The 22327-nt window shown below is 46.2% G+C and carries 22 protein-coding genes, 1 tRNA gene and 1 rRNA gene; 7 read left to right on the top strand and 17 right to left on the bottom strand.

The genetic code is table 11. The features are described from left to right. The 4 genes from Micr_RS05135 to Micr_RS05150 all read right to left on the bottom strand — a co-directional run bounded on the left by Micr_RS05135 (position 1) and on the right by Micr_RS05150 (position 1530). Positions 1 to 459 carry a 50S ribosomal protein L13 gene (locus Micr_RS05135; RefSeq protein WP_203134600.1) on the bottom strand — a complete coding sequence of 153 codons (459 nt, stop codon included), beginning with the start codon at positions 457 to 459 and terminating at the stop codon, positions 1 to 3. 11 nt (positions 460 to 470) lie between these two features. After that, positions 471 to 821 (bottom strand): 50S ribosomal protein L18e, encoded by a 351-nt coding sequence (locus Micr_RS05140; RefSeq protein ID WP_203134601.1) that lies wholly within the window; start codon positions 819 to 821, stop codon positions 471 to 473. 20 nt (positions 822 to 841) lie between these two features. Further along, positions 842 to 949: transfer RNA gene (locus Micr_RS05145), tRNA-Leu, on the bottom strand. A 5-nt stretch (positions 950 to 954) separates the two neighbouring features. Beyond that, a complete protein-coding gene (locus Micr_RS05150) occupies positions 955 to 1530 on the bottom strand; it encodes a DNA-directed RNA polymerase subunit D (RefSeq protein WP_203134602.1) in 576 nt (191 codons plus the stop codon). A 222-nt stretch (positions 1531 to 1752) separates the two neighbouring features. Between Micr_RS05150 and Micr_RS05155 the strand changes: the two genes are divergently transcribed. Further along, positions 1753 to 2412, top strand: a complete 660-nt coding sequence (locus Micr_RS05155; RefSeq protein ID WP_203134603.1) for a hypothetical protein — start codon at positions 1753 to 1755, stop codon at positions 2410 to 2412. On the opposite strand, the gene thpR is transcribed toward Micr_RS05155, so the two are convergent. Beyond that, positions 2387 to 2929: an RNA 2',3'-cyclic phosphodiesterase gene (gene thpR, locus Micr_RS05160; protein WP_203134604.1), complete on the bottom strand. Its 543-nt coding sequence runs from the start codon at positions 2927 to 2929 to the stop codon at positions 2387 to 2389. The genes Micr_RS05155 and thpR overlap by 26 nt on opposite strands. Before the next feature lie 228 nt (positions 2930 to 3157). Between thpR and Micr_RS05165 the strand changes: the two genes are divergently transcribed. Then, on the top strand, positions 3158 to 4783 hold the full coding sequence (locus Micr_RS05165) for a CTP synthase (RefSeq protein WP_203134605.1): 1626 nt from the start codon (positions 3158 to 3160) through the stop codon (positions 4781 to 4783). On the opposite strand, the gene Micr_RS05170 is transcribed toward Micr_RS05165, so the two are convergent. Then, on the bottom strand, positions 4780 to 6366 hold the full coding sequence (locus Micr_RS05170) for an oligosaccharide flippase family protein (protein ID WP_203134606.1): 1587 nt from the start codon (positions 6364 to 6366) through the stop codon (positions 4780 to 4782). The genes Micr_RS05165 and Micr_RS05170 overlap by 4 nt on opposite strands. Before the next feature lie 4 nt (positions 6367 to 6370). Then, a complete protein-coding gene (locus Micr_RS05175; protein WP_203134607.1) occupies positions 6371 to 7069 on the bottom strand; it encodes a glycosyltransferase in 699 nt (232 codons plus the stop codon). A 94-nt stretch (positions 7070 to 7163) separates the two neighbouring features. On the opposite strand from Micr_RS05175, the gene Micr_RS05180 reads away from it, so the two are divergent. Together Micr_RS05180 and Micr_RS05185 are read left to right on the top strand one after the other, a co-directional pair. Beyond that, positions 7164 to 9566 carry a hypothetical protein gene (locus Micr_RS05180; protein WP_203134608.1) on the top strand — a complete coding sequence of 801 codons (2403 nt, stop codon included), beginning with the start codon at positions 7164 to 7166 and terminating at the stop codon, positions 9564 to 9566. A 4-nt stretch (positions 9567 to 9570) separates the two neighbouring features. Beyond that, entirely contained in the window at positions 9571 to 10218 is a 648-nt protein-coding gene (locus Micr_RS05185) for an ERCC4 domain-containing protein (protein WP_203134609.1), read from the top strand. On the opposite strand, the gene cgi121 is transcribed toward Micr_RS05185, so the two are convergent. The 4 genes from cgi121 to Micr_RS05320 form a co-directional block, all read right to left on the bottom strand. Beyond that, complete coding sequence (gene cgi121, locus Micr_RS05190) at positions 10207 to 10632, bottom strand: KEOPS complex subunit Cgi121 (RefSeq protein ID WP_203134610.1); 426 nt, start codon at positions 10630 to 10632, stop codon at positions 10207 to 10209. The two genes, Micr_RS05185 and cgi121, sit on opposite strands and share 12 nt — an antisense overlap. Before the next feature lie 218 nt (positions 10633 to 10850). Further along, on the bottom strand, positions 10851 to 12110 hold the full coding sequence (locus tag Micr_RS05195) for an ATP-binding protein (RefSeq protein WP_203134611.1): 1260 nt from the start codon (positions 12108 to 12110) through the stop codon (positions 10851 to 10853). 207 nt (positions 12111 to 12317) lie between these two features. Continuing rightward, positions 12318 to 15168: ribosomal RNA gene (locus Micr_RS05200) — 23S ribosomal RNA — on the bottom strand. 1115 nt (positions 15169 to 16283) lie between these two features. Continuing rightward, positions 16284 to 16664, bottom strand: coding sequence for a PadR family transcriptional regulator (locus Micr_RS05320; protein WP_226803589.1), 381 nt, complete (start codon positions 16662 to 16664; stop codon positions 16284 to 16286). Positions 16665 to 16803: 139 nt separating this feature from the next. Here Micr_RS05320 and Micr_RS05210 point away from each other — a divergent pair, with 139 nt between their 5' ends. The 3 genes from Micr_RS05210 (at position 16804) to Micr_RS05220 (ending at position 19477) form a co-directional block, all read left to right on the top strand. Further along, complete coding sequence (locus tag Micr_RS05210) at positions 16804 to 16947, top strand: YHS domain-containing protein (protein ID WP_203134613.1); 144 nt, start codon at positions 16804 to 16806, stop codon at positions 16945 to 16947. 70 nt (positions 16948 to 17017) lie between these two features. Next, complete coding sequence (locus Micr_RS05215; RefSeq protein WP_203134614.1) at positions 17018 to 17398, top strand: hypothetical protein; 381 nt, start codon at positions 17018 to 17020, stop codon at positions 17396 to 17398. Positions 17399 to 17416: 18 nt separating this feature from the next. Further along, entirely contained in the window at positions 17417 to 19477 is a 2061-nt protein-coding gene (locus Micr_RS05220) for a heavy metal translocating P-type ATPase (RefSeq protein ID WP_203134615.1), read from the top strand. 85 nt (positions 19478 to 19562) lie between these two features. On the opposite strand, the gene Micr_RS05225 is transcribed toward Micr_RS05220, so the two are convergent. The 6 genes from Micr_RS05225 to Micr_RS05250 all read right to left on the bottom strand — a co-directional run bounded on the left by Micr_RS05225 (position 19563) and on the right by Micr_RS05250 (position 22275). Beyond that, positions 19563 to 20408, bottom strand: coding sequence for a hypothetical protein (locus Micr_RS05225; protein WP_203134616.1), 846 nt, complete (start codon positions 20406 to 20408; stop codon positions 19563 to 19565). Between the two features lie 105 nt (positions 20409 to 20513). Beyond that, positions 20514 to 20768 (bottom strand): zf-TFIIB domain-containing protein, encoded by a 255-nt coding sequence (locus tag Micr_RS05230; RefSeq protein WP_203134617.1) that lies wholly within the window; start codon positions 20766 to 20768, stop codon positions 20514 to 20516. A gap of 84 nt (positions 20769 to 20852) precedes the next feature. After that, positions 20853 to 21014 (bottom strand): 50S ribosomal protein L24e, encoded by a 162-nt coding sequence (locus Micr_RS05235; RefSeq protein WP_203134618.1) that lies wholly within the window; start codon positions 21012 to 21014, stop codon positions 20853 to 20855. Between the two features lie 4 nt (positions 21015 to 21018). Continuing rightward, complete coding sequence (gene rps28e, locus Micr_RS05240; protein WP_203135137.1) at positions 21019 to 21234, bottom strand: 30S ribosomal protein S28e; 216 nt, start codon at positions 21232 to 21234, stop codon at positions 21019 to 21021. Between the two features lie 109 nt (positions 21235 to 21343). Next, positions 21344 to 21871: a 50S ribosomal protein L7Ae gene (gene rpl7ae, locus Micr_RS05245; RefSeq protein ID WP_203134619.1), complete on the bottom strand. Its 528-nt coding sequence runs from the start codon at positions 21869 to 21871 to the stop codon at positions 21344 to 21346. Positions 21872 to 21939: 68 nt separating this feature from the next. Then, positions 21940 to 22275: a hypothetical protein gene (locus Micr_RS05250; RefSeq protein WP_203134620.1), complete on the bottom strand. Its 336-nt coding sequence runs from the start codon at positions 22273 to 22275 to the stop codon at positions 21940 to 21942. Positions 22276 to 22327 lie beyond the last annotated feature (52 nt).

Genomic DNA, 22327 nt, shown 5'->3' on the forward strand with positions numbered 1-22327 from the left:
TCATTTGTCTATGTTATATCCAAGAGTGTTGGACAGGTCCTTAAGCGTTATGTAGCCTGCGTATATCTCCTTTGCGCCTTTGATCTTTGGCTTTATGCGCTCCTTGGATTTGAGCGCTTCAGGCTCTCCCATGAAAACCCTGAGCTTCCTGAAGGCTTCTTTTCCGCGAGGCCTTCTGTACGGAAGCATTCCCCTGACTATGCGCTTGAACAGCATGTCAGGCCTCCTCGACCAGTACGGCGAGTGCTCGGGGTTTTCCTTCTCCTGAAGGTTAAGCCTTGTCCTGTACTTGGCGGCCATGGGCTTGCGCTTCCCGCTTATTATCGCCTTCTCCGCATTTACGACTGCTACGTCATTGCCCTCCAGCAGGTTCTTTGCTATCATGCTGGCTATCCTTCCCAGAACCTGCCCGTCGGCATCGTATACTAAACATTTCTCAATATCAAACCTTTCAGGCATTTAGAGCACCATCATATTATAATACGAACGTTTTTCTTGCTTACCATTTCCTTTATTGTTGAAGTGCTGCTCCCGGCTTTGCTTATCCTCTCCAGGGCGCTGCCGGAGAACTCCAGTGCTGCAATGTTCACCTTGTGGCTCAGCGAGCCTATGGAAAGGACCTTTCCCGGCACTATGACATTGTCGCCTTCCTTGGTGTACTTGTCTATCTTGTACAGGTTGACGCTGACGCGCCTCCTTTTCGGCACCGCAATGAGGCTGTAGAGCTTCTTTGCAACTGGCTTCGCATTCTCGCCCTTTGACATTTCGGAGAGCATGCTAATGGCATCGCGTATGTCCTTCCTTTCTGGAGTTATCTTCATGAATTTCACCATGATTTTTATGCGGGGGGTGAGATTTGAACTCACGCAGTCACTAAAGACACAGGAGTTCTAAGTTTTGTGCAAAACTCCTCAGTCCTGCGCATTTGGCCATGCTCTGCCACCCCCGCATGGGTTAGAGCTTCTTAGCTACTTTAGAGACTTCCTTGATTCTTTCCTTTATTGTGTCGCAAGCCTTATTAATGATTTCTTTGGGTGGCATTTGGCCAAATGATTCAATATAAAAGTTGAACGAGTCGTCGCCAGTCGGTTCTACGGCCACTAGCCCTGGCTGAAACTTGGCATGCTTTACTGCAGTCCCCATTCTGGCTTTGCCCTCGATCCTGATGCGCTGGCCGGTTCCGAGCTTTATTATCGGGATTCCTTCAGATGCAACTCTGACCTCTTTGTCTGTGCTCTGGAGATCCTTCGAATAAACGGTTATCGGGCCTGTTGCTTCTGCAGTAAAAAGGATCTCGTCTTCATCCTTGTATCCAGAAGAGGGAGTGATTATTGGCACCAGGCCTATCCTGTGCGCAATGTATTCATCGAACATAGGGCTTGTATTTTCGTAGAACGTAACCGAGTCTATGGCAAAAGTCTTCACTGAGTTTATTGCGGCCCTCCTGAGCACGTTTGCATTGCTCTCCGTTATGCCGCTAATGCTGAACCTGAAAGCCTTTTCGTTGTTCTCCTGAACCTTTATATTCATATAGTCACGCAATTTTTAGACAATGAGCATTAAAAATACGCATTAGCTCAAGCGCAAAGCCACAAATGGCCTGTGAATAGTTATTACATACGAATATTTATAAATTTTCATTGGCGCACAGCAGAGCTGTTATTTGGAAACCAAGTCAAACCCGGCAGGGCAAAGGATAAAAGGGTTTGATACCGAATAGCTACAGGTTCAAATTGCAATGGCGCATGTTTTATGGGAGAGGCTAGGCAGAAAGAGGCATACCGCATGACAACAGCGAACGGCACAATACCTGTGGCATTTTCGGAAATCCTTGGAAAGCTGCTCAAAGAGCAGGGCAGCAAAGCGAAGGTAGACCTTTCTTACAGGGAAAGGAGGCATATATCCAAGGTCAAGATGGACCAATACGAGGACGTAAAATATGTAAAGGTGGGCTCCAATGGAGAAACGGACTTCAAGGTGCCATTCAGCGAGAGGTACATAGCCGCTTTGGACATAACTTATTCGCTCATTGCCAGCCTTTACGACGTGAATTCTTCAAGGCTTGTCGCATTCAACGTGTTCGAGAATCCTGAAGCCTGCATAAAGGGCTTTTCTGCTTTCATCAGTAAAGCTAAAAGGGGAAACATTGAGGCCAGGCTAATAGGAATGCAGAACGGCCAGGATACCGCAATGCTGAATCAAATAGCTGATTTTATAAGCAAGCGGAGGATACCGCTGGTTGAAGCTGACCTTTTCGGGAACGAGGCTAGGCACATAGCCTTTGATTCGAAGCAGGGAATGAGCTTTACCGTGCTTGTAAACAACATAAACTACAGGCCCGGGGAGCTCGTAAGCAAGCTAACGATGGACCAGTTCAGGCGCTCACTCATAGAAGCTCCTTCTCAAAAATAGTCTCGTATGCGGCGCTGGATTTTCCAAGGATGCTTTTCTTGAATTCCATCCTATTTACAATGAAAAGCTCTGAGCCCTTCCAGCATTTGGATGAGAGCTCAGCCATCTTGTTAAGGCTTTTCGATTGGCCCCTAGCTATGCTGACATGAGGGACAAAAACCCTTTTGTCGATATCAAGCAATTCAGTTACATTGAGAAGCCCGGAATGCAGCCTTTCCTGTATTGATGCTGCATCCTCTGCGCCTTTTTCCAAGCCTACAAAAGCAACGCTGGACTTATTGCCGAAAGTGGATACGGGCCCGAGTTTTGCTTCAAAACTGCTTGCCTCAAAACTTTTCATTAAAGAAGAAACTGTATTGGCAGTGTCTTCACTTATATCGCCGAGAAACTCAAGCGTTATGTGCAAATTCTGCTCAGGTATCGGCTTGGCTCCGCACCTTATCGCCAAACCAGAAAGCTCAGCGTATAAAGATTTCCTTATTTGTTCTGGTATGCACAAAGCAATGAAAGCCCTCATGCCAGCACCAAAGCACAATACGATAGGTATACGGAACTTTAAAGCGTTTCCGTTGGTGATAGAGAAGTATTGTTTTTCATTTAAAATATCAGAACAATTTCTCATTTTACAGTTTTATTCCCTGCATTCTGGTTGGTGTTGCAGCATTAGAAAAATCAAGATGCGAATAGAAAACCACAAAACAAATATAAAGATATCTGTAGAAACACATATTCGTTTAGTGTAATGATGAAACACAAATATATCGTTGTGACAGGTTCGTTGATGAGCGGGCTTGGAAAAGGAATAGTCACCTCATCGATTTTGAAACTCTTGAAGCTCTACGGTGTCAAGTCTCTTCCTATAAAATTCGACGGATATTTGAATTATGACTGCGGAACCATGAATCCCTTCAGGCACGGGGAAGTCTTTGTGCTCGATGACAAGGGAGAAGTTGACATGGATTTCGGAAATTATGAAAGATTCCTCAACGAAAGCGTCAGCTCCGAGCTGTCTATAACCGGAGGAAAACTTTTTTCCGAAGTCATAAGCAGGGAAAGAAGGGGCGAATATTTGGGCAGGGACGTCCAGATAATACCGCACATAACAGATTATTTGAAGAGCAGAATAAAGGATGTAGCAGAGCGAAAAAAGCTGGAGGTCCTTGTCATAGAGGTTGGGGGCACGGTAGGGGATATAGAAAACAGCTATTTTATAGAGGCAATGAGGCAGCTCTCATCCGAGGAGGATGTCACATTCATAAATCTAACATACGTGCCGGAGCTTGAAGGCGTAGGCGAGCAGAAAACCAAGCCGACGCAGATAGCGCTGAGGTCGCTCATGCAGATGGGCATACAGCCAAAATTCATAATATGCAGGTCGCAGAGGCCCCTGGAAGAATCCACAAGGGAGAAGATAGCCCTTTTCGCAAGCATAAAGCCGCAGAGGGTAATAGATGACAGCGAGATAAAGAATATATACGAGCTTCCTATAAAGCTCATGAGGCAGAATTTCGACAAAATGCTTCTTGAAGAGCTCGGGTTCGAAAACAGGAAGATGGACAAAAAGGGGCTGAAGTCGTGGAAGAACTTCGTGAATTTCCTTAACGACGGAGTAAGAAATAGGGCCAGGGTTGCTGTAGTTGGAAAGTACGTTAAGCTAAGGGATTCGTATGCAAGCGTCAAGGAGGCCGTGACGCATGCTGCCTATGCCAATGACGCAAAGGTTGATTTGGACTGGATAGAATCCGAAACGCTTGAAGGCAAAAGCGGCAGCGAGATAAAGAATATCCTGGATTCTTACGACGGCATAATAGTACCAGGAGGCTTTGGCAAAAGAGGGATAGAAGGAATGATAAACGCCATAGAGTTTTCAAGGGAAAACGATAGGGCTTACCTTGGCTTATGCCTTGGGATGCAGCTCATGGCGATAGAATACGCACGCAACGTGTGCAAGCTTAAAAACGCAAACTCTTCGGAATTCGACCCAAAGACCAAGCATGAGATAATAGGATTGATGGAAGACCAGAAGAGCGTGAAGCTCAAAGGAGGCACGATGAGGCTGGGCGCATGGCCGGTCCAGATAAGCAAAGGAACGCTGGCTTACGATGCTTACGGGTCCCAGAAGGCAAGCGAAAGGCACAGGCACAGGTACGAATTCAACAACAAGTACAAGCAGCTTCTTTCGCGCAACGGCCTTGTCATAAGCGGAACATCGCCAGACAAGCGCATAGTTGAAATCATAGAATGGAGCTCCCGCTTGGGCATAGGAACGCAGGCTCATCCGGAGCTGAAATCGAGGCCCGAGGATCCGGCGCCACTTTTCAGGGCTTTCATGAAAGCCGCGGTAGAGCACAACAGAAAAGTTTCATCTTAGTTGCCGGAAAGCCTGGCGAATACCTGCACGTAATCCAATAGCTTGCTTATTATCCTTCCGATCAAGGGTATGTTCAATGATACCTTCCTTATGAGGTTTATGTCCGATGTGGTTACTCCGCCCACAATCCCAAGGAGCGGCGGATACAGCACTATGAAGCCTATCGCAGCCAGCAGGAGTATTATCGCGTACGAAACGTTTAGGAAGTAAAGCGCTCCGTAAATACAGAATCCTACGATTAGGTTTGCCACCACAACGCGAAATATCCTCTTCCAGTTTATCTTTGCCTTGAACACCTGTATTGACTTGCGTATGAAGAGCACGTCTATTAGCAGCGGGTTTACTATGAAAAGCAGCACCACTAGGCCTATTCCCTTGAATATCGGCACCAGCAGAAGCATGAGTATGAATTCCACTATGGCTATGATGCCGTTGTAATACAGGACTTTTTTTACCTTGCCAGCGCTCACAAGAAGGGTGCTCGCGTAGCTTCCCGCTATCCCTATTAGCAGGCCTATGCTCGTAACCGATATGTAGAGAGGCGAAAGCGAATAGACAGAGCTGAATGCAGTATACGAGAACTGCTTGGCGAAGATAGCCACAAAGAATATCATCGGGGCCACAAGCAGGAAAGCCATATACACGGAATACGAATAGAATTCACCTGTCCTGGATTTTGTCTTCTTGCTGCGCATGCTTGCCGTGAATGTCGGAAGCAACGATATGCCAATAGATCCAAGGACAATGTCGAAAAGATAGTTAGCCCTTGATGCAATGCCGAAGTTTCCAAGCACAAACGTGGTGGCAAAAATTCCGAGAAGCAGAAGCGCAACGTTGTTGACCGCTGCCCCCAGTATGTTCGATCCTGCTATGGGCAGTGAGAACGCGAACAGCTTCTTTAACCCTGAGAGCTTCGGCACTGTGAACTTTAACCCATTCCTAAATATCAGAAATATACCGACTAGGAACCCTGCAAGGTATCCGGTTATTATCCCCATTACCGGAGCGACAGGGCCGAAACCAAGTATTGCGAGCGAGACTCCGACTACGGATTGGAGTATGGATTCCGCAGTTATGCTGGCTGCTGCATGCATGCCCTTTCCAAGGCCCACGAGAGACGAATACGCAGCCCCGAAGAGCATGGAAAATACTATGGATATTGATATAAGCCTGAATATGTTCGTGTATGTGCTCGTGCTGCTGTTGTGATAGAAACCAGCTACTACGCCACTGAGCCCGAATGCTACGGCAGTGGTTATTATGCCGATTATGGCAATAAGCAGGAATCCCTCAGATAAGACCTTTGCCTGCTGCCTGCTGTTGCCCCTGTACTTAGCTATAAACCTGTTTAGGGCGGTTGCTACGCCGAAGTTTCCAATTGAGCTGAAGACCCCGGCCACTCCAGTAGCCAGTACATATATCCCGTAACCTGAAGGCCCGAGAATCCTTGTTATGAGTATGAAGGCTATGCCGACGAAGAGGAATGCGACTATCTTGCTTAGAAGTACGAAGCTCGTAACGTTGGCAGTCCTAATCCCCAAATCCAAAGCGCTTTCTTCATTGTCAGGCTTGCTAAGTTCCATTGACTTACCTTAGGGTTGCCCTTATTATATCCTTTAGCTGCTTGGCCCCTGCCTTGGACTTGCCGTATACCCTCTCGTGAAAGCCGGTGTATGGGACCTCGACAACCTTCTCGTTTGAGTTTATGAACTTTAGCGTTTCCAGAAGCACCTTGTAACCGGTCCCAATGTATGAATCCTTGTGCTTTGATATTATGGATTTGAAGAGGTCGCTCTTGATTGCGAAAAACCCTGACATTATGTCGCTCGAGGTTTTCTTGCCCCTTATCGCGAAAACGGTGTTGCAAAATGTGGATACCGACTTCGAGACTATTTTCCTGTATATGCCCCAGTCCTTAACCTCCTGCCTTACGCCTATGGCGAGGTTGCAGCTTTCGAGAGCTTCTGCAAGTTTTGCCACTTTTTCGGGAGGATGCTGCAAGTCGGCATCCATTACTATTACGTCCCTGGTTTTTACCATTTCCACCGCGTCAAGCACGCTTGCGGTTAGGCCGTGCACCTTCTCCTTGGACCTATCAAGGAAGAAAACGTCATTGGCACCTGAAAATGACAGGGCTTCGGCCTTGGTGGCATCCTTCGAGCCGTCGTCCGCCACTATTATGTGTACCCCCTTATACATTTGTAAAAGCTTCCCTATTAGTATCTTTATATTTTTAGCCTCATTAAGGGTAGGTATTATTATTGTTAGCTTGGAATAATCATACATCTTCAAAACCAATGTTCTTATCGAAAACAAATACTGTGTAGGCAAGCTAATATTGAAGATTTAAGCTTTTAAAATATGCGCAAACTGTGTATCAATGGCCGAAAGCACAAAGGCGGAAGAAGAAAGCACCGCCAAGCAGGAAGACCAGAAGGTTGGCAATACAGAGATAGCACATGCAGGGCATGATGCAAAGGGATATGCCAAGACCAAAGGCAACGAAATAGCCAGAAACATCGCAAAGAAGGCATTCAACAAGAAGACGCTTACTGCGTTAGTTCTTTATATTCTAATAACGCTGCTTGTTTTCAATCCCGTCTTTTCGCACATAGGCACAGTGGTACCTGGCACAGGAGGGGATTCTTTCCTTAACGTGTGGGAGATTTGGTGGACAGGATATGCGCTCTCATCGCATGCCGGCCTTTATTACACTTATAGCATATTCTGGCCAGTTGGTGCAAATCTGGTTTACCAGACGATAGCTCCGCTTACTGGAATAATATCCCTTCCGTTCCAGGCGTTTGGGCTTATAATAGCCTATAACGTGACATTGCTTGTAGGCATGCTAATAAGCGCCTTCGGCATGTTCGTGCTTGCCGAGTACATAACAAAGAACGGATATGCTGCATTCCTGGCAGGGCTTTTCTATGCATTCAGCGCGGCGCACGTTGCCCAGGCATATGGGCACATGAACTGGGTAGACATAGGCTTCATTCCCGTGCTGCTCTATTTCCTGCTGCGCGCAATATATGGAAGCAATAGCAAGTATGGGATAGTGACAAATGCACTTGGGATCGGCGTATCTTTCGTTTTCATAACATTCCTGGGCGGCTACGAGAAAGCTATAATGTCCATTATGCTTGCAGTTTTGGTAATAGTGCTTTATCTCATATACGAGCTTTATTACAAGCAGAGCAAGAAGCTCATATTCAGCAAGGCGCTTTGGATAACCATAATCCTTGGAGTGGTTATTGCGTTCGTGCTGGGCTCATGGGGATTCCTCCCGTTAATACATACGCTTACCCAGAAGGGAGGCATAAGCGCGGCGCAGTACCTCAACAACGTCACGGACAACGAACAGTGGAGCAACAACGTGCTCTCTTTCTTCGTCCCGAGCTATTACAACGGGGTATTCAACCCTGGCGCAAGCTCTTCGTATTTCAGTTCTACATTCGGGTATGACCCAACCGAAAGAATAGGTTATATTGGTTACATACCGTTGCTGCTTGCGCTTGCAGGGGCATATTTTGACATAAAGGCACATAGGAAGAGGTATCTGCTGTGGGCCGCAATAGCAATTTTCTTCGCGTGGCTTTCCCTGGGCCCTTACGTCCAGATAGGCAGCAGGATAACAAGCATACCGACGATATACCTTATTTACCATGCGATACACGGATTGAACGTGATAAGAGAGCCAGGAAGGTTCTTTATCGTAGGAACCATAGGATTGGACGTGCTTGCAGCTATAGGCTTTTCTGAAATCCTTTCGAAAGACAAGATAAAAATATTGAAAAACAAGAAGCAGAACGCATATGCATTGGTTGGCATTGCAGCAATAATTTTCATAATTGGCAGCAGCGGAATCCCGCATACGTCGGCCAGTGCATCGGTACTGTCAACACCTGTTCCGAATAGTACATTTTACAAGAGCCTTGGCAGCGTCAATTCGAGCTTCAGCGTTCTTTCGCTGCCGATATTGGAATATTCGAACACCACGCAGCCTTTGCTTGACGAGGGGCTTGCAAACTATTACGCCGCGCTGTCCAAAAAGCCATTCGTAGGCGGCTACTTCGGAAGGGAAAACGCTACGCAGTTCCTATCAGTATACAACATACCCATAACCGTGCAGGTAGAAAACCTTCTGGATGGAAACGGTTTCAATTATACTTCTCCAGTCAATGAAAATTATACCAACGAGACATTGTATTCCATGTACAGTTACCAGATTTCTGCGGTTACTTTGGACAAGAGCGCATTCGGAGCAGGCAACCTGCTCGGCATGGAGGATTATCTCGCATCACTCTTCGGAAAACCAGTATATAATGGGAATAATACCATAGCATTTGCGACAAGGGCAACCGAGGACGCCATAGTCAACAGGAGCTACATATCCTATCCATATCTCCCAGACTGGAGCGAATACAGGATAGCATACAACGGAAGCGATTACAACATGTTTCTGCCTACGTATCCGGGCCCGATAACGGTTTACGCCCCGATATACAACATAACAAATTCAACCAAGCACAACAGCATAGACAACACATCGGTAAGCTTTTATGCAATAGGCGAAGTAAACGGCTCGTCTTTGAAGGTTGCAGAGGCCACAAGCACAGGATACAGGCTTGTAGCAAACTTTACGATAAACAAGAGCCTTAAGTACTACAGCTTTTACATGAACATGAGCGCAGGAAATCCCAACCCCATATTATTCATACCGTCTGAAGCCGCAAATACGTCAACAGTTCTGGTGAGCGGAATAACATTCTCGAAAGCATGAGAGCATGAATCGCGTAAGAGTTATAGTTGACCAGCGCGAAAGAAACGTCGAGCTTCTTGATTCGCTTTGTGATTTTGGAATAGAAGCGAGCATTGATACCCTGGACATAGGGGATTATCTGATATCTGACCGGCTTTGCATAGAACGCAAGACCGTTCCCGATTTCGAAAAGTCGATAATCGACGGCAGGCTGTTCGACCAGATAGAGAGGATGAAAAAAGCCTATGAGCTACCGATAATAGTGCTTGAGGGAGACTCGTCGGAATTCAAGCTCAAGCACAACGTGATAAACGGAGCGATAATATCTGTATACATAAGGTACGGAATACCCGTTATAACGTCCAACAGCCCGCAGGATACCGCTTCGATAATATTGACCATGGCCAAACAGGAGCAGAACGGCCTGCGCGAGCCGACGCGGAAAAATGGCAGGAGGGCATTCTCAGATGCCGAGTATATGGAAAACGTAATTGCGAATGTTCCAGGGATAGGGCTTAAGCTCGCAAGGCTTCTGCTAAAACATTTTGGAAGCATAGAGGCGATATCCTGCGCCGATGTCAAGGAGCTAAGAAAAGTCGACAAAATAGGCGAAAAAAAGGCCGAGAGCATACTCAGGATACTCAACGGAAAATATGGGGAATCAGAGCCTTGACAGTACCATCTTCTCCAATTCTTTTTCAAGCTTATGCCTGCTCATTGGCTTTGGATTGAACGTTGATGCCTTCAGCGTCGAGGATATCTTTCCATAGAGTTTTTTTGAGTTTGATATTACAAGGAAATCTTCGCCGGCTTTCGGGCTGAGCGCTTTTATCGCTGCGCCTATCTGATCGGTACCCGCAATAAACAGCAACAGTTCCACCCCGATGCTTTTCGCTATATTTCTTTTCTCCTCGAAGCAGGATGCGGCGTTCATATAGGCAGCTTTTATTATTTCCAAGCTCGTTTTTTCGTTTATGACTGTGAATTCCACGAAGCTGTGCCCTTCGGATACCGGCTTTAGATGCGGATCGTAGGCCTTTGCCTTTTTTATTATGAGAGAATTGCTTTCTTTTATGATTCTTTCCATGTGATCTATTTTCTTAATGTTGAGAAATTATTAAAGCTTGATTAAAATCATCTTGTTTGCCTTTTTATAAAAAGCATCGCAATGCTTGCACTAACCGAAAACCAAAGGCAAACAAAATCAGAATGTCATCGGAGAAAAGCTTGCTAAGTTGAGCTCTGGCAACAGGATAATATAAGGCAGGGAACAAAGCATGGATATGCATCCTTCGGCCTTTCGTATCATTTTGATAAAATCCAATTTATAGCATTTACGAACTCCAGTTTTATTCCGCTGTTTTCTTTAATATGGGAATCCCCCATTGTTATTATTAGGGCTTTTTTTAAGCCAAGAGCTTTTGCGGCTGCGATGGATCCTGCAACTTCCCTATCCATGGTTTTGTCCTCTTTTATATAGTATGAAGCCTGAAATATCCCCTCAACGCTGTTGCCATTCCTTATTATAAAATCCGCTTCATGCCCTTCTTTGTCCTTGAAATATGATATTTCACTGCCCTGCTTCAGGCGCCTCCTTAGCTCAAGGTACACAAGCGTTTCGAACGTTATCCCCAGATCCTCCCTGCCTGTAATCCCATGGTAAAAGCCAGTGTCTCCGGCATACACCTTCCGTGGATACTGTTTTATTGCCTTTATGCTTTTAGAAAATATTTGGGAAAAGAAGAACAAGTATGCAGTCTGCGAATAACGTTCCAGCCTGAGAAATTTTTCCTTTCCAGCTTTATAACCAAGACCGCTTATGAAGTTCATGCACTTCGAAGCAGAAAAATAACTGGATTGCAAAAGATATCTTGCAAACGTATCGACTAGGCTTATCTCCTCCGAACTGGCTTCGGCTACGTCGAGACCTACTATATCAAAGAAATACGAGCTTATAATCCTAATCTTGTCTATGCTGCCATCGACAGAAGCCACTTCAGGAAAGCCACCGTAGAGCAGGTATTCCTTGAACGCTTTCTCAAGAACCCCTTTTCCTGCAGTTGTCTTTTCAATGTGCGTTCCTCTGAAAGCGAGATATTCCTTGAAAGATAGCGGATATAATTCAAAATCAAGTATCCGGCCCCTCAAGGGCTTGTTTGGCATGGAGAAGCTCGCTATTGACGACGACACTATTAGCTTGAGCTTGCCCTTCAGCTGTTCGTGCACCCTCGAGAGCCAACCCTCCCAGCCCCTGATAGACGTTATTTCGTCGAGGAGCATGTAACCGTCTTCTCCAAACCATTTTAGCAGGGCGTCCAGAGGGTTTTCGAAGCTCTTTAGTCTGTCGTCTTCCATATTTATGTAGCATACCTTCTCGTTGCGCTTTGCAAGCTCCTGATAGAGCAGCATCATTACGCTCGATTTTCCGGAACGCCTTATGCCTGTCAGACCGACTATTTTTATGTCTGAGTATTTTATCATTTTTCCAAAATCCATATCCCTTGGCTTTAGCCTTTTTGATTTTGAGTAGGCATTCCATTCCTCGAATATATCTTCAATTTCCATATATTGTTTTTTTACAGAACAATATATATAATTTTCTGTTCTACAGAAAAACGATTATGCAGCAGAGGGTTTGTGCTGAACCCGTTTCATGACACTTGGTAAACAAAGCCGGAAGGCGCAGGGGCGTTTTATGTCGAGAATCGATTTCAGGGTTTGAGCGGCACAGCTGGATTATGAGACAAACAAAATCAGAATGTCATCGGAGAAAAGCTTGCTAAGTTGAGCTTTAGTAACGGAATGTTCACAGGTCGCAAAAGCTCCCTGCTTACGCACCCGTCCTATCAAAGTCGTCTATTGCGACCGCTCCAGTGCCTCGTTTCGGGTTTGGCTTCGTCCTTAGATGCTTTCAGGACTTATCCATTGGGCGCGTAGCTACCCGGCAATGCTTACACAACCGGTACACCAGTGGCGCCGATCCCTCGTTCCTCTCGTATTAAAGGGGTCTTATCCTCCGGCACTAACACCTCCAGTAGATACTACCGTACTGTCTCGCGACGTACTGAACGCAGCTCATGTGAGTTTTTAATGGGCGTACAGCCCAACCCTTGGCGGCTTGTACACTGCCAGGATAACTCAAGCCCATATCGATGTATCAATGCGCCAGGTCGATGCGGACTCTCACCGGCGACGAATCGGTTACCTCTAGAGTAACTTGTTTGACAGCTTGGAGCCCCATTAAAAGAGCTACCAACGTTCGTTAAGCCCCTGTTTCCAGTCTGCGTGTCACGCTTTTCGGCACACAGTCAGCCCTGCATTTGCCTTTATGCTTAACAGCGAGTTCCCAACTCGCCTAAGCAGAGCATTGGTCGCTTTCGTTTCCTTATCGAAAGTAACCGTCCAGTCTAACTACCCACCTGCAGCTGTTCCCTCTCGGGTTAGCTGTACGGCAAGCTAAGAGTGGTGTTACATTGTCGCTCCACGACCGCCGCAGCGATCGCTTCGACGCTCCCACTTACGCTATGCATAGCAAGCCGGACAACAACAACAGGCTGTAGTCAAGCTTCATAGAGACTTCATTTCCCACTGGAGGATCGCGGCATATTCACCGCGCAGTGAGTTCACCGGATCCCAGGTTGGGACAGTGGAACAATCGTTACGCCATTCATGCAAGTCACCTATTAAGTGACGAGGTATTACGCTACCTCAAGAGAGTCAGAGTTACTCCCGCTCTTTGCCAGCGCTTACTCCCCTTGAAAAGGGCATTCACGTACTGGCGGTGAGCAGGCGTCACCCACTGTACTAAGCCTTACGGCTTTGCGGTGAGTTGTGTTTTTGATAAACAGTCGTTGTTCCCTTGTCAGTGACATCTGCGCATACTATACGCAGACATGGTTTGTTGAAAACTTACACCACGATTTTGCCGAATTCCCTAACCTGGGTTATTCCGTCACACCTTGGCCTTTTAAGCCAGCAACACTTGTACTAGTTCTAGGTACGGACTAACGCGATCGTTGCAGATTCCCTTTTCACGGGCTCAAGAAATCAGTCCAACAGTTCATTTAGCTGCTTCTCCTCATAACGAGACTCTGCAGCCCTTTGCACTTTCTTACGGACCTATCCCCAAGCGTCAGAAATCTGCCTTGTGTTGCCACGCCTACGCGTTAGGGGCTGGAATATTAACCAGCTTCCCTTTTGAGGCAAGGTGATTGGCCTGCCTCTTAGGATCGCCTAACTCTCCGCTGACGAGCGTTGCGAAGAAAACCGTGTGCTTACGGTGTATGGGATTCTCACCCATATTTGCTGTTACTAACACCAGGATATTCTCTGCAGCATAGTCCATATGTCCTTCCGGACATACTTCGTGCCATGCCGCACGCCCCCTTACCAGTGCTTATCGCACTCTAGGGTCTCGGTACCTAATTTAGCCCCGTATATTTTCGGCAAGGTATGCCTCAACTGGTACGCTATTACGCGTTTTTTGAAGGATGGCTGCTTCTGAGCCTACCTCCCAGCTGTCTACGGCATTCCCCACCTTTAACACACTCAATTAGGATTTGGGGACCTTAACCCTAGTCACTATCTTTGTAGTCTCGCGGTGCTAGCTTACCCAACACCGCCGACTCCTGGGGTCTACACAGCGCATGCATTCGGAGTTTGACGAGCGAGGGAGGCCTTTCGACCCCGTACCCGCTAATCGGTAGCTCTACCGCATGTGCAAGCTCGCCCAGAGCTATCCTAAAGATACTTCAGAGGGGACCCGCTATTGCCAAGCTCGATAGGTATATCGCCGCTACCCGCGCCTCACCCAACAGGACATGCCATGACAGGTTGCGGACCTCCACCAGGCGTTAACCTAGCTTCATCCTGGGCGCGCGTAGTTCGCATTGGCTTCGGGTCGTATAAATGTGGCTCTGGCATTTTCATACCATGCGCCTCGAATCTGCGCGCTATCGCTTTCGCTTCGCCTTTCGACTCGCCACACCTATACACTCCCTGGCTCTTGCTTCAAGAAGAATGATAGGACACTGTTCGCCATTGCCTCGCTGATACCTTTCGGTACTTCGCTTCGGCATGGTACATTCCTTTCGTGCCCTACCTGCATGTAACCACCTAGTTTCAGATCTTTTCAATCCCACGCGTGTGGGTTCTTTTCAGCTTTCGCTCGCGCTACTTGTTCGCTATCGGTCTATAGCCAATATTTAGGGTTGGGGTTTAATGCCCCCGTATTCACTCCGCATACTCAAGCGGATTTACTCGTCTGCAGCAAGTCCATTGCACTACGTCTACGAGGCTGTCACTCTCTTTGGCCGCGCTTTCCAACGCGTTCGACTCATGTTCTGGATCAACACTGCGCCACATCTCCACACCTTTTGCAAAGCGGGATTCAGCACGCCCTCTGCGGTTTTCGTTCGCATTACTTACCGCATCGCATTAAGCTTTCTTTTCCTGCGGGTACTAAGATATTTCAGTTCCCCGCGTATGCATGCCTCTCGGCACGATTCGGCAATCCCGGGTTCAAAGCCTGACTTGCGGCTACCCCGGGCTTATCGCAGCTTGCCACGGCCTTCATCGCTGCTATAGCCAAGCCATCCTCTAGGTGGCGTAAAAAATTTTAGCAAGCTCTTCTCCTCGTTTCAATCGTGAAAACCACGATCACATAAGTGCCAAAAGCACGGGCATAGATTATAGGTTCTAAGAAACGTATTTTCACAAAGCGGATGCTTTCAAATACAGGAGCCTACATAAGCTCATGCTAGCATAAAGGACACCGCAATTATTTTAGCTATAAACCTTTAAATACCTTGCTACACGCGCGGAGAAAGCGGAAGCGCAGCCAGAGAGCATATGCCAGAGACATTGTCTATTTTTGCTTGGTTGAAGTACTGCAGAACTTGTGTTTTGTTTGGGTTCTGTATAAATGTGCTGCATGCGAAGAAGTAATTGATTAAAAGAAAAATTATAAGCGTAGGAACCAGTATCAACAAAATATTCGCTTTCATAGGTTAACCCTTTCTTATTATTGTTATGGCGACAGCGTCCACAACGTTACGAGTTCCGTTTTTTGTATAAAAATTTGCGAATAATGCACCTTTGAATGTAGTGTTTGGACTTAAATGAACTGGGCCAGTGCTGTTGTAGCATTGAATATCTGATGCGCGTACAGTTACATTGTATGGCATGGTTGAGTTTGTAGTATTCAGAACACTACTGCCGAATTTGGTAAAACTGGCTATCGTGCTATTGTAACTGGTACACAGGAAACTGACGTTGTATATTTCTGGGTATGTTACCTTTTGTCTAAGGTTTAACGATATTTGCCCAGTTGGAGAATAATTTACATTTTGTGAACAGATAAACATTTGTGAGAAGCAGTGGTAGCCAGATAAAGATGTTATATGTCCACTATTGTTATTGAAACCTAAAAGTATTATAAATAAGATTAGAGAAGCCAACAAAATTGCTATTAAAGTGGATATGAGTAAGTATTTTAATATGGCAGCGTATTTGTTAGATTGCGTGGTTTCTTTTTTATCTTTGGAATTTTTCATATAATTTTCTATCCCTATCTAAATACGTTTAATGATTATTTTATTTATAATAGGATATTTAATCAATTTCTATCATTGCAATATAACAATACAGTAATATTGGAATGATAGATTGGCAAAAAAAGAGAATATGCTATATTTTGTTAGGGATATGGCAATAAGTACGGGTACGTTTTCATTATCCTCACACACCTTTATAGGTATATGCATTTGCACAGCTTTTGCAACAGAACGTGAGTTTTTTGCCTTTTATCGTTCTTGTCTCACCACCCTTATATATCTCGCACCCGCAATGCGCACACGTGATTAATCGCGAGCGCATATAGACGTCTATTATTTCGCCAAACTTTGAATCTAAGCTACTTACAAAGTCCCTACCGCTCGCAGTAAGCCTGTAGTCAGTGCGTTGCCTTGTACCAGATCTGGTCTTAGAGATATAGCCTCTTGCTTCCAGTTGCCTAAGAAACGGGTATACTTGGCTGGGACTTAATTTCTTTCCAGTTCTGCTCTTCATATGCTTTATTATCTCGTATCCGTGCACCGGACCGTTCTCAAGCAGTAGCATTATCAGCAATTTTGTGATGCTCTCTATCCTTATGTTTTTTGATTTCGTTCCGTACACCTTTATCTTTTAGGTATTATAATAAACATTTATAAATATATCTGTTAAAGGATATATCTAAAATAAGATATATGGTGTAACCATGGTAAAAGATGTGGTGTGCGGAATGGGAGTCGACGAGAAGAAGGCATTGTTCGTTTCGTTCAATGGTAAGAAGTATTTCTTCTGCAGCAAGGCATGCGAGGAAAAGTTTAGTGCCAATCCTGAAAAGTATTCAGGCAATTGATACAAAACTTAAGGTTGTTGGTGCGTTTGCATGAAGATATTTGGTAAGCAATTATATGTACAGTGGTAGTATGGCATCGCATAGGCGTGAAAAGACTACGGAAAAGCCGACAGCCGCTTACATGCTCGTTTTCATAGGTGGAATGTTCGTGCTTGCCGGAGGGATATTGACAGCAATATTCGGGAGTTTCTGGGGCTTCATGATGTTTCGTGGCTTCTATTACGGTGCATTCTCGCTTGTTTGGATGATAGGCATCGTTTCAGGCGCAATGATGATTGTTGCTGCTTCAAGGTTCAACGTCACGAAAAGGCACGAAATAGCAACATGGTCTGCAGTGGCCCTGATATTCACGGTGCTTAGCGTGGCTGACATGGGGGGCTTCGGCATAGGATTTATTTTAGGGCTCATAGGCAGCATATTGGGCCTTGCCTCTGGCTCCAATAGACAATGAAATGGTTTGTGTGTTTGAATGGCTAACGATCCAATATGCGGAATGTATGTGGACGAAAGCAGCGACAGCATAACCAGCGAAAGGAACGGCCTCAAATACTATTTCTGCAGTGGCTCGTGCAAGTTAAAGTTCGAGAGGCCTGAGAAAGAGTTCAATGCCCTTAAAAGGTCCTTGGCTATATCGTGGCCGATATCGCTAGCCGTGCTCGCGATAACATACCTACTCCATTTTCCATACTATCTTTATGTCCTGCTCGTGCTTTCCGGCATAGTGCAGTTCTATCCCGGTCTGAAATTTTACAGAGGGTTTGTAGATGCTGTAAAAAACAGGGGCACCAACATGGACATGCTCATAGCGATAGGCACCAGCGCGGCGTGGTTGTATAGCGCTGCCGTAGTGCTGGCTCCGCACGCGAGCATGGTAAGCAACGTCTACTTCGATTCCTCCTCGCTGATAATAGCACTTATCCTTACGGGAGACTACCTGCAGCACCTTGCGGAAAAGAGCGCGACTTCAGCACTCGACAGGCTGCTCAGGCTCCAGCCCAGCGTAGTGCACAGGCTGGAGGGTGCAGGCATAAAGGATATAGATGCAAAGAGCATAAGGGTTGGGGATATGCTTTTGGTAAAGCCTGGAGAAAAAATTCCAGCAGACGGCATAGTCACAGAAGGCGCAAGTGAAGTTGACGAATCCGCAATAAGCGGGGAGAGCATGCCTGTGCTGAAAGAGCGCGGCTCCAATCTCATAGGGGCAACGGTAAACGGCACAGGCTCCCTGACAATGCAGGTAAGGCAAGCTGGAGCAGATACGACCCTTTCAAAGATAATAGCGATAGTCGAGGCCGCCGCATCGAAAAGGGTGAGGATACAGAAGCTTGCTGACACGGTATCCTCATATTTCGTGCCACTGGTGATAGGCATTGCAGTAGCATCAAGCCTTGGGTGGTTTCTCTTCGGGTCATCGGGCCTAAGCATCGCAGTTCTTGTTTTCGTAAGCGTTGTAATAATAGCATGCCCATGTGCTTTCGGCATAGCCACCCCTGCAGCGTTGCTTGTGGGATCGGGCAAGGCCTCGGAGAACGGGATACTGATAAAGAGCGGGGATGTGATAGAGCTCTCAAGAAAAATAAACGCCATAATACTAGACAAGACTGGGACGATAACCACAGGAAAGCTCTCGGTATCAGGCGTAGCAGTTAGGGCAAAGATTACTGAAACGGAATTGCTTTACTATGCGGCATCAGCTGAGATGAAGTCGGAACACCCGATAGCGAAAGCAATGCTAAAGCGCGCCGCGGATTTGGGCATAAGACTTACAATGCCCGCTGATTTCTCTTATACTGCAGGCAGCGGCATATCTGCAACCATCAACGGAAAGAGGGTAAGGATAGGCAATGAGAAGATGCTGCCCAAATTCACTGGAAAAGGCGACAATATCCTTGCAGCCATGCACGAAGGAAGCACTATCGTGTCGGTGGAAATCGACGGCAATACTGCCGGATATATTGGGGTTTCAGACAGCATAAGAGAAGACGCCAAAGAGGCCATATCAAAGCTCAGGTCATTGGGCATAGAAGTATGGATGGTCACAGGGGACAACGAGAAAGTGGCGCGGCACGTGGCATCGGAGGTTGGCATAGACAACGTCATCGCCGGCGCCTCGCCCTTGGACAAAGCCGAAGCCGTGAAGAAACTACAGGCGCGCGGTTTAAAAGTGGCAGTAGTGGGCGACGGTATAAACGATGCCCCTGCACTGTCACAAGCCGATATGGGTATAGCCATAGGCGCAGGGACGGACATTGCAATGGAATCTGGTCAAGTGGTGCTGATGAAGAGCAGAATAAACGACATACCGAAGCTCTTCATGCTCTCGTCAAAAATCCTTTCCAAGATAAAACAGAACCTTGCGTGGGCATTTGGCTATAACATAGTCTTGCTGCCGATCGCGGCTGGCGTCCTTGTGCCAGCGCTAGGCTTTTCGGTATACGACTCCCTGCCGATACTGTCAGCTTTCGCAATGGCTCTTAGTTCGACAATAGTTGTAAGCAATTCGCTGCTGCTGAAAAGGGTAAGGCTATGACGTAAACTTCGGCAATTGGAGCTGTATTCAACCAGCCTCTTTCTGTTGGGGTGTATTGTATACGTTTCAATGCAAAATCACTCTTTCAAATCCTGTTTATATAGCTTTTTAACTCGCTTTTCGAAAGGAATTCCCAAAAATCCTCGTTGTCTGCGACTTCTGCATACTTCGGGATTATTTCGTTTAGCCTTTTTGCCATTTCCGGGCTGCAAGCACCTTTTAGCTGGTCCATGTATGTCCCCCTTGCATTTGGCTTTTCCAAGCCGAGCCTTTTCGTGAGTAAGCCATAAGGTGCGAAATACCTCAAAACAGCTTCTTCAAATTGGCGTTTGTTTTTATCTGCAATGACGTTATATCTGGAAAACAAGCAGTGCAGCAATTCGTGCAACAATACAGAAGCGGGCTCATTCCTGTCCTTTTTCAGCGCAAGTTCCCCTATCCTGTAGCCGATTACGCTTATGTCTTTATTTGTCGCCAACTTTTGCCCGTGAGAACCTGTTTTTATGTTGTGCTTGTCAAGTATTATTACAAGCCTTTTTGGTAGATCCATTTCGAATATTTCCCAGATGCTCTTTTCTATCTCTTCCATTTTTTGTGAGAAGGAATTACTTATAGTTCCCTTTAATTCGTTGAAGAAATCGTCGTTTTCTTTTTCTAGATGCACGTCAAGATTGTCGAGCATGGAAACTATTTCTGCGTATTCGGGCTTTTCTATTTCCTTTTCCGGATTTTCATCGAAGCATACATCCCATATGGATTGCTTTTTGGGTATCGAGACTGAAGCTTCGAATATCCTGCTTGAGAGATAGACATCCTTGCCAAAGAAAGAAGGGAACTCCTTTACGGGTTCTGGAAGGCTACCCTGACCAAACATGCTGAAAATAGCATCAAGCTTCCTGAACCTGTCGTCAGTAATGAATTTTATTTCCAATTTAAAACCAGGATTTCTATACGCCCATTTACTTAGGTTTTAGATTTATTATTAATTTATATCCGTAGCGTTTGGGTTTTCACATTTTAAACAATGGGAGAAAAATCAGCTGACGCCTTCCCTGTCGACGTTGCCGCATTTAATGCATGTGTACATTACCAATGGGGCTTCGTCTCCATAGACTATCCCGTGATAGTACATTATTGCCTTGTCGTAGCCGCACTTGCTGCACTCGTGCTCGGCCAAGCCAAGTATCTCGGTCTTGTAGCCGCATGCGTTGCACTGGTAGAAAGGCTTCCCGTCCTCTTCGACGAAATGCATGTTGGTGCCGCACTTGGGGCATATGTTTGAAGTAGCCATGCAAATAGTATTTTTCCGCAGATATATTTATCGATTGCTGTGGCTGAGGATATGAAAACAAAAAAGAATAAAAATGAGAATAAGTTATTTGTTGCTTGCGAACTCCTTCTTGCTCACGTGCCTGTGAAGTATTATGTCGTACTTGTAGCACCTTGAGCTGCAGTAATAGTTGATCTTGCCAGTCCTAAAGACATAGGCTGTTCCAGTGCCTTTGGGGATTTCCTTCGAGCAGTAAGAGCATTTCATAGGATCACTTTACCTTTATTTCCCTTGCTTCCCTGCTCGTGTCAGGCAGCCTTATAACGTCGCCGACCTTTATCGGGCCGATTTCGTTCCTCCTTATTATCCTGCCCTTGTCCTTGCCCTCAAGGATCCTGCACGTGACCTGGTATACCTCTCCGTACATCCCGGTTTTTACCTTGTTGTTTATTTCTACGATTTCCGCAAGGAATCCAGAGAACTGCATTGCTGGCCTTGATGGCCCCTGGTTTGATGGGGCTGCTGGCGCCTGAGCCGGCGTGCTTGGTGCATTTGCAGGTTTTTCTTCCATTAACATCACTTCATTGGAGCTTCAGTCATTCCTCTGACTTCTCCTCCTTTGGCTCTTCTTTCTTCTCTTCCTTCTTTTCCTCCTTATGCTCTGGCTTGTGCTCCTCTTTGTGCTCTGGCTTTGCTTCGGCTTTCGGCTCCTCCTTCTTCTCTGCCTTTGCCTCCTGCTTTGGCTCAGCCTTTGCCTTCTGCGAGGTTCCTGTTGTCTTGGAGATTATGTCCTTTATCGCCTGGGATGCGCTTCCCTGGGATTCTACCGCTATGGCCGCGCACTGCACCGTGAGCCCTATGGACTTGCCAAGCTCAAGCTTGCTTGGAACGTATGAAAAAGGTATCTTCTTCTGCTCGCAGAGCTGAGGTATGTGCATCGCAATCTCTTCAGGCTCTATGTCCTCTGCAAGGACTACGAATGTTGCAGAGCCCCTTTCTACACTCTTTGTCACTTCGTTTATGCCCTTTCTGAGCTTGCCTGACTGCTTTGCCATCTGCATTGCTTCGTATGTCTTTGAAGCCACATCCTTGGATACTTCGAACTTCACGTAAGATTTTGCCATTTAAAACACCGTCGGTTTACACTTCATCCAGTATATGAAGAGTTTGTAGTTAATATTTTGATATAATCTTATTTAAAGCTTTCTGAATTCTTTACCATACTTTCCTTTCTCAGCTTTGACATCAGCCTTTTGGCAGCCGGCGCATAGACAGCGTCGAAAAGCTTTGACTCGATGTAGTACACTATTGGGAGTGTGGCTATTAGTGCCGCAGTTTGAATCGCTATATTGGCATAGTGCAGTGTTGCCAGATTCACCTGCAGGCTCAGCGCATGACTGCTGAAATATGAATAATTTAGCCTTTCGGATATTGGCCCTGCAACCAGCTCCGCAGGGACTGCTTCTGCCAGCGTTATGTCCGCTATTATCAGGCGCTCTATGTTGCTGTGCCTTTTCGACTTCTGCATAAACAGCCATCGTCGGACATAATATATAAAAGTATCAGCTTATCCACTTGGA

This window comes from Candidatus Micrarchaeum sp. (genome assembly GCF_016806735.1).
Classification (GTDB): Archaea; Micrarchaeota; Micrarchaeia; order Micrarchaeales; family Micrarchaeaceae; genus Micrarchaeum_A; species Micrarchaeum_A acidiphilum_A.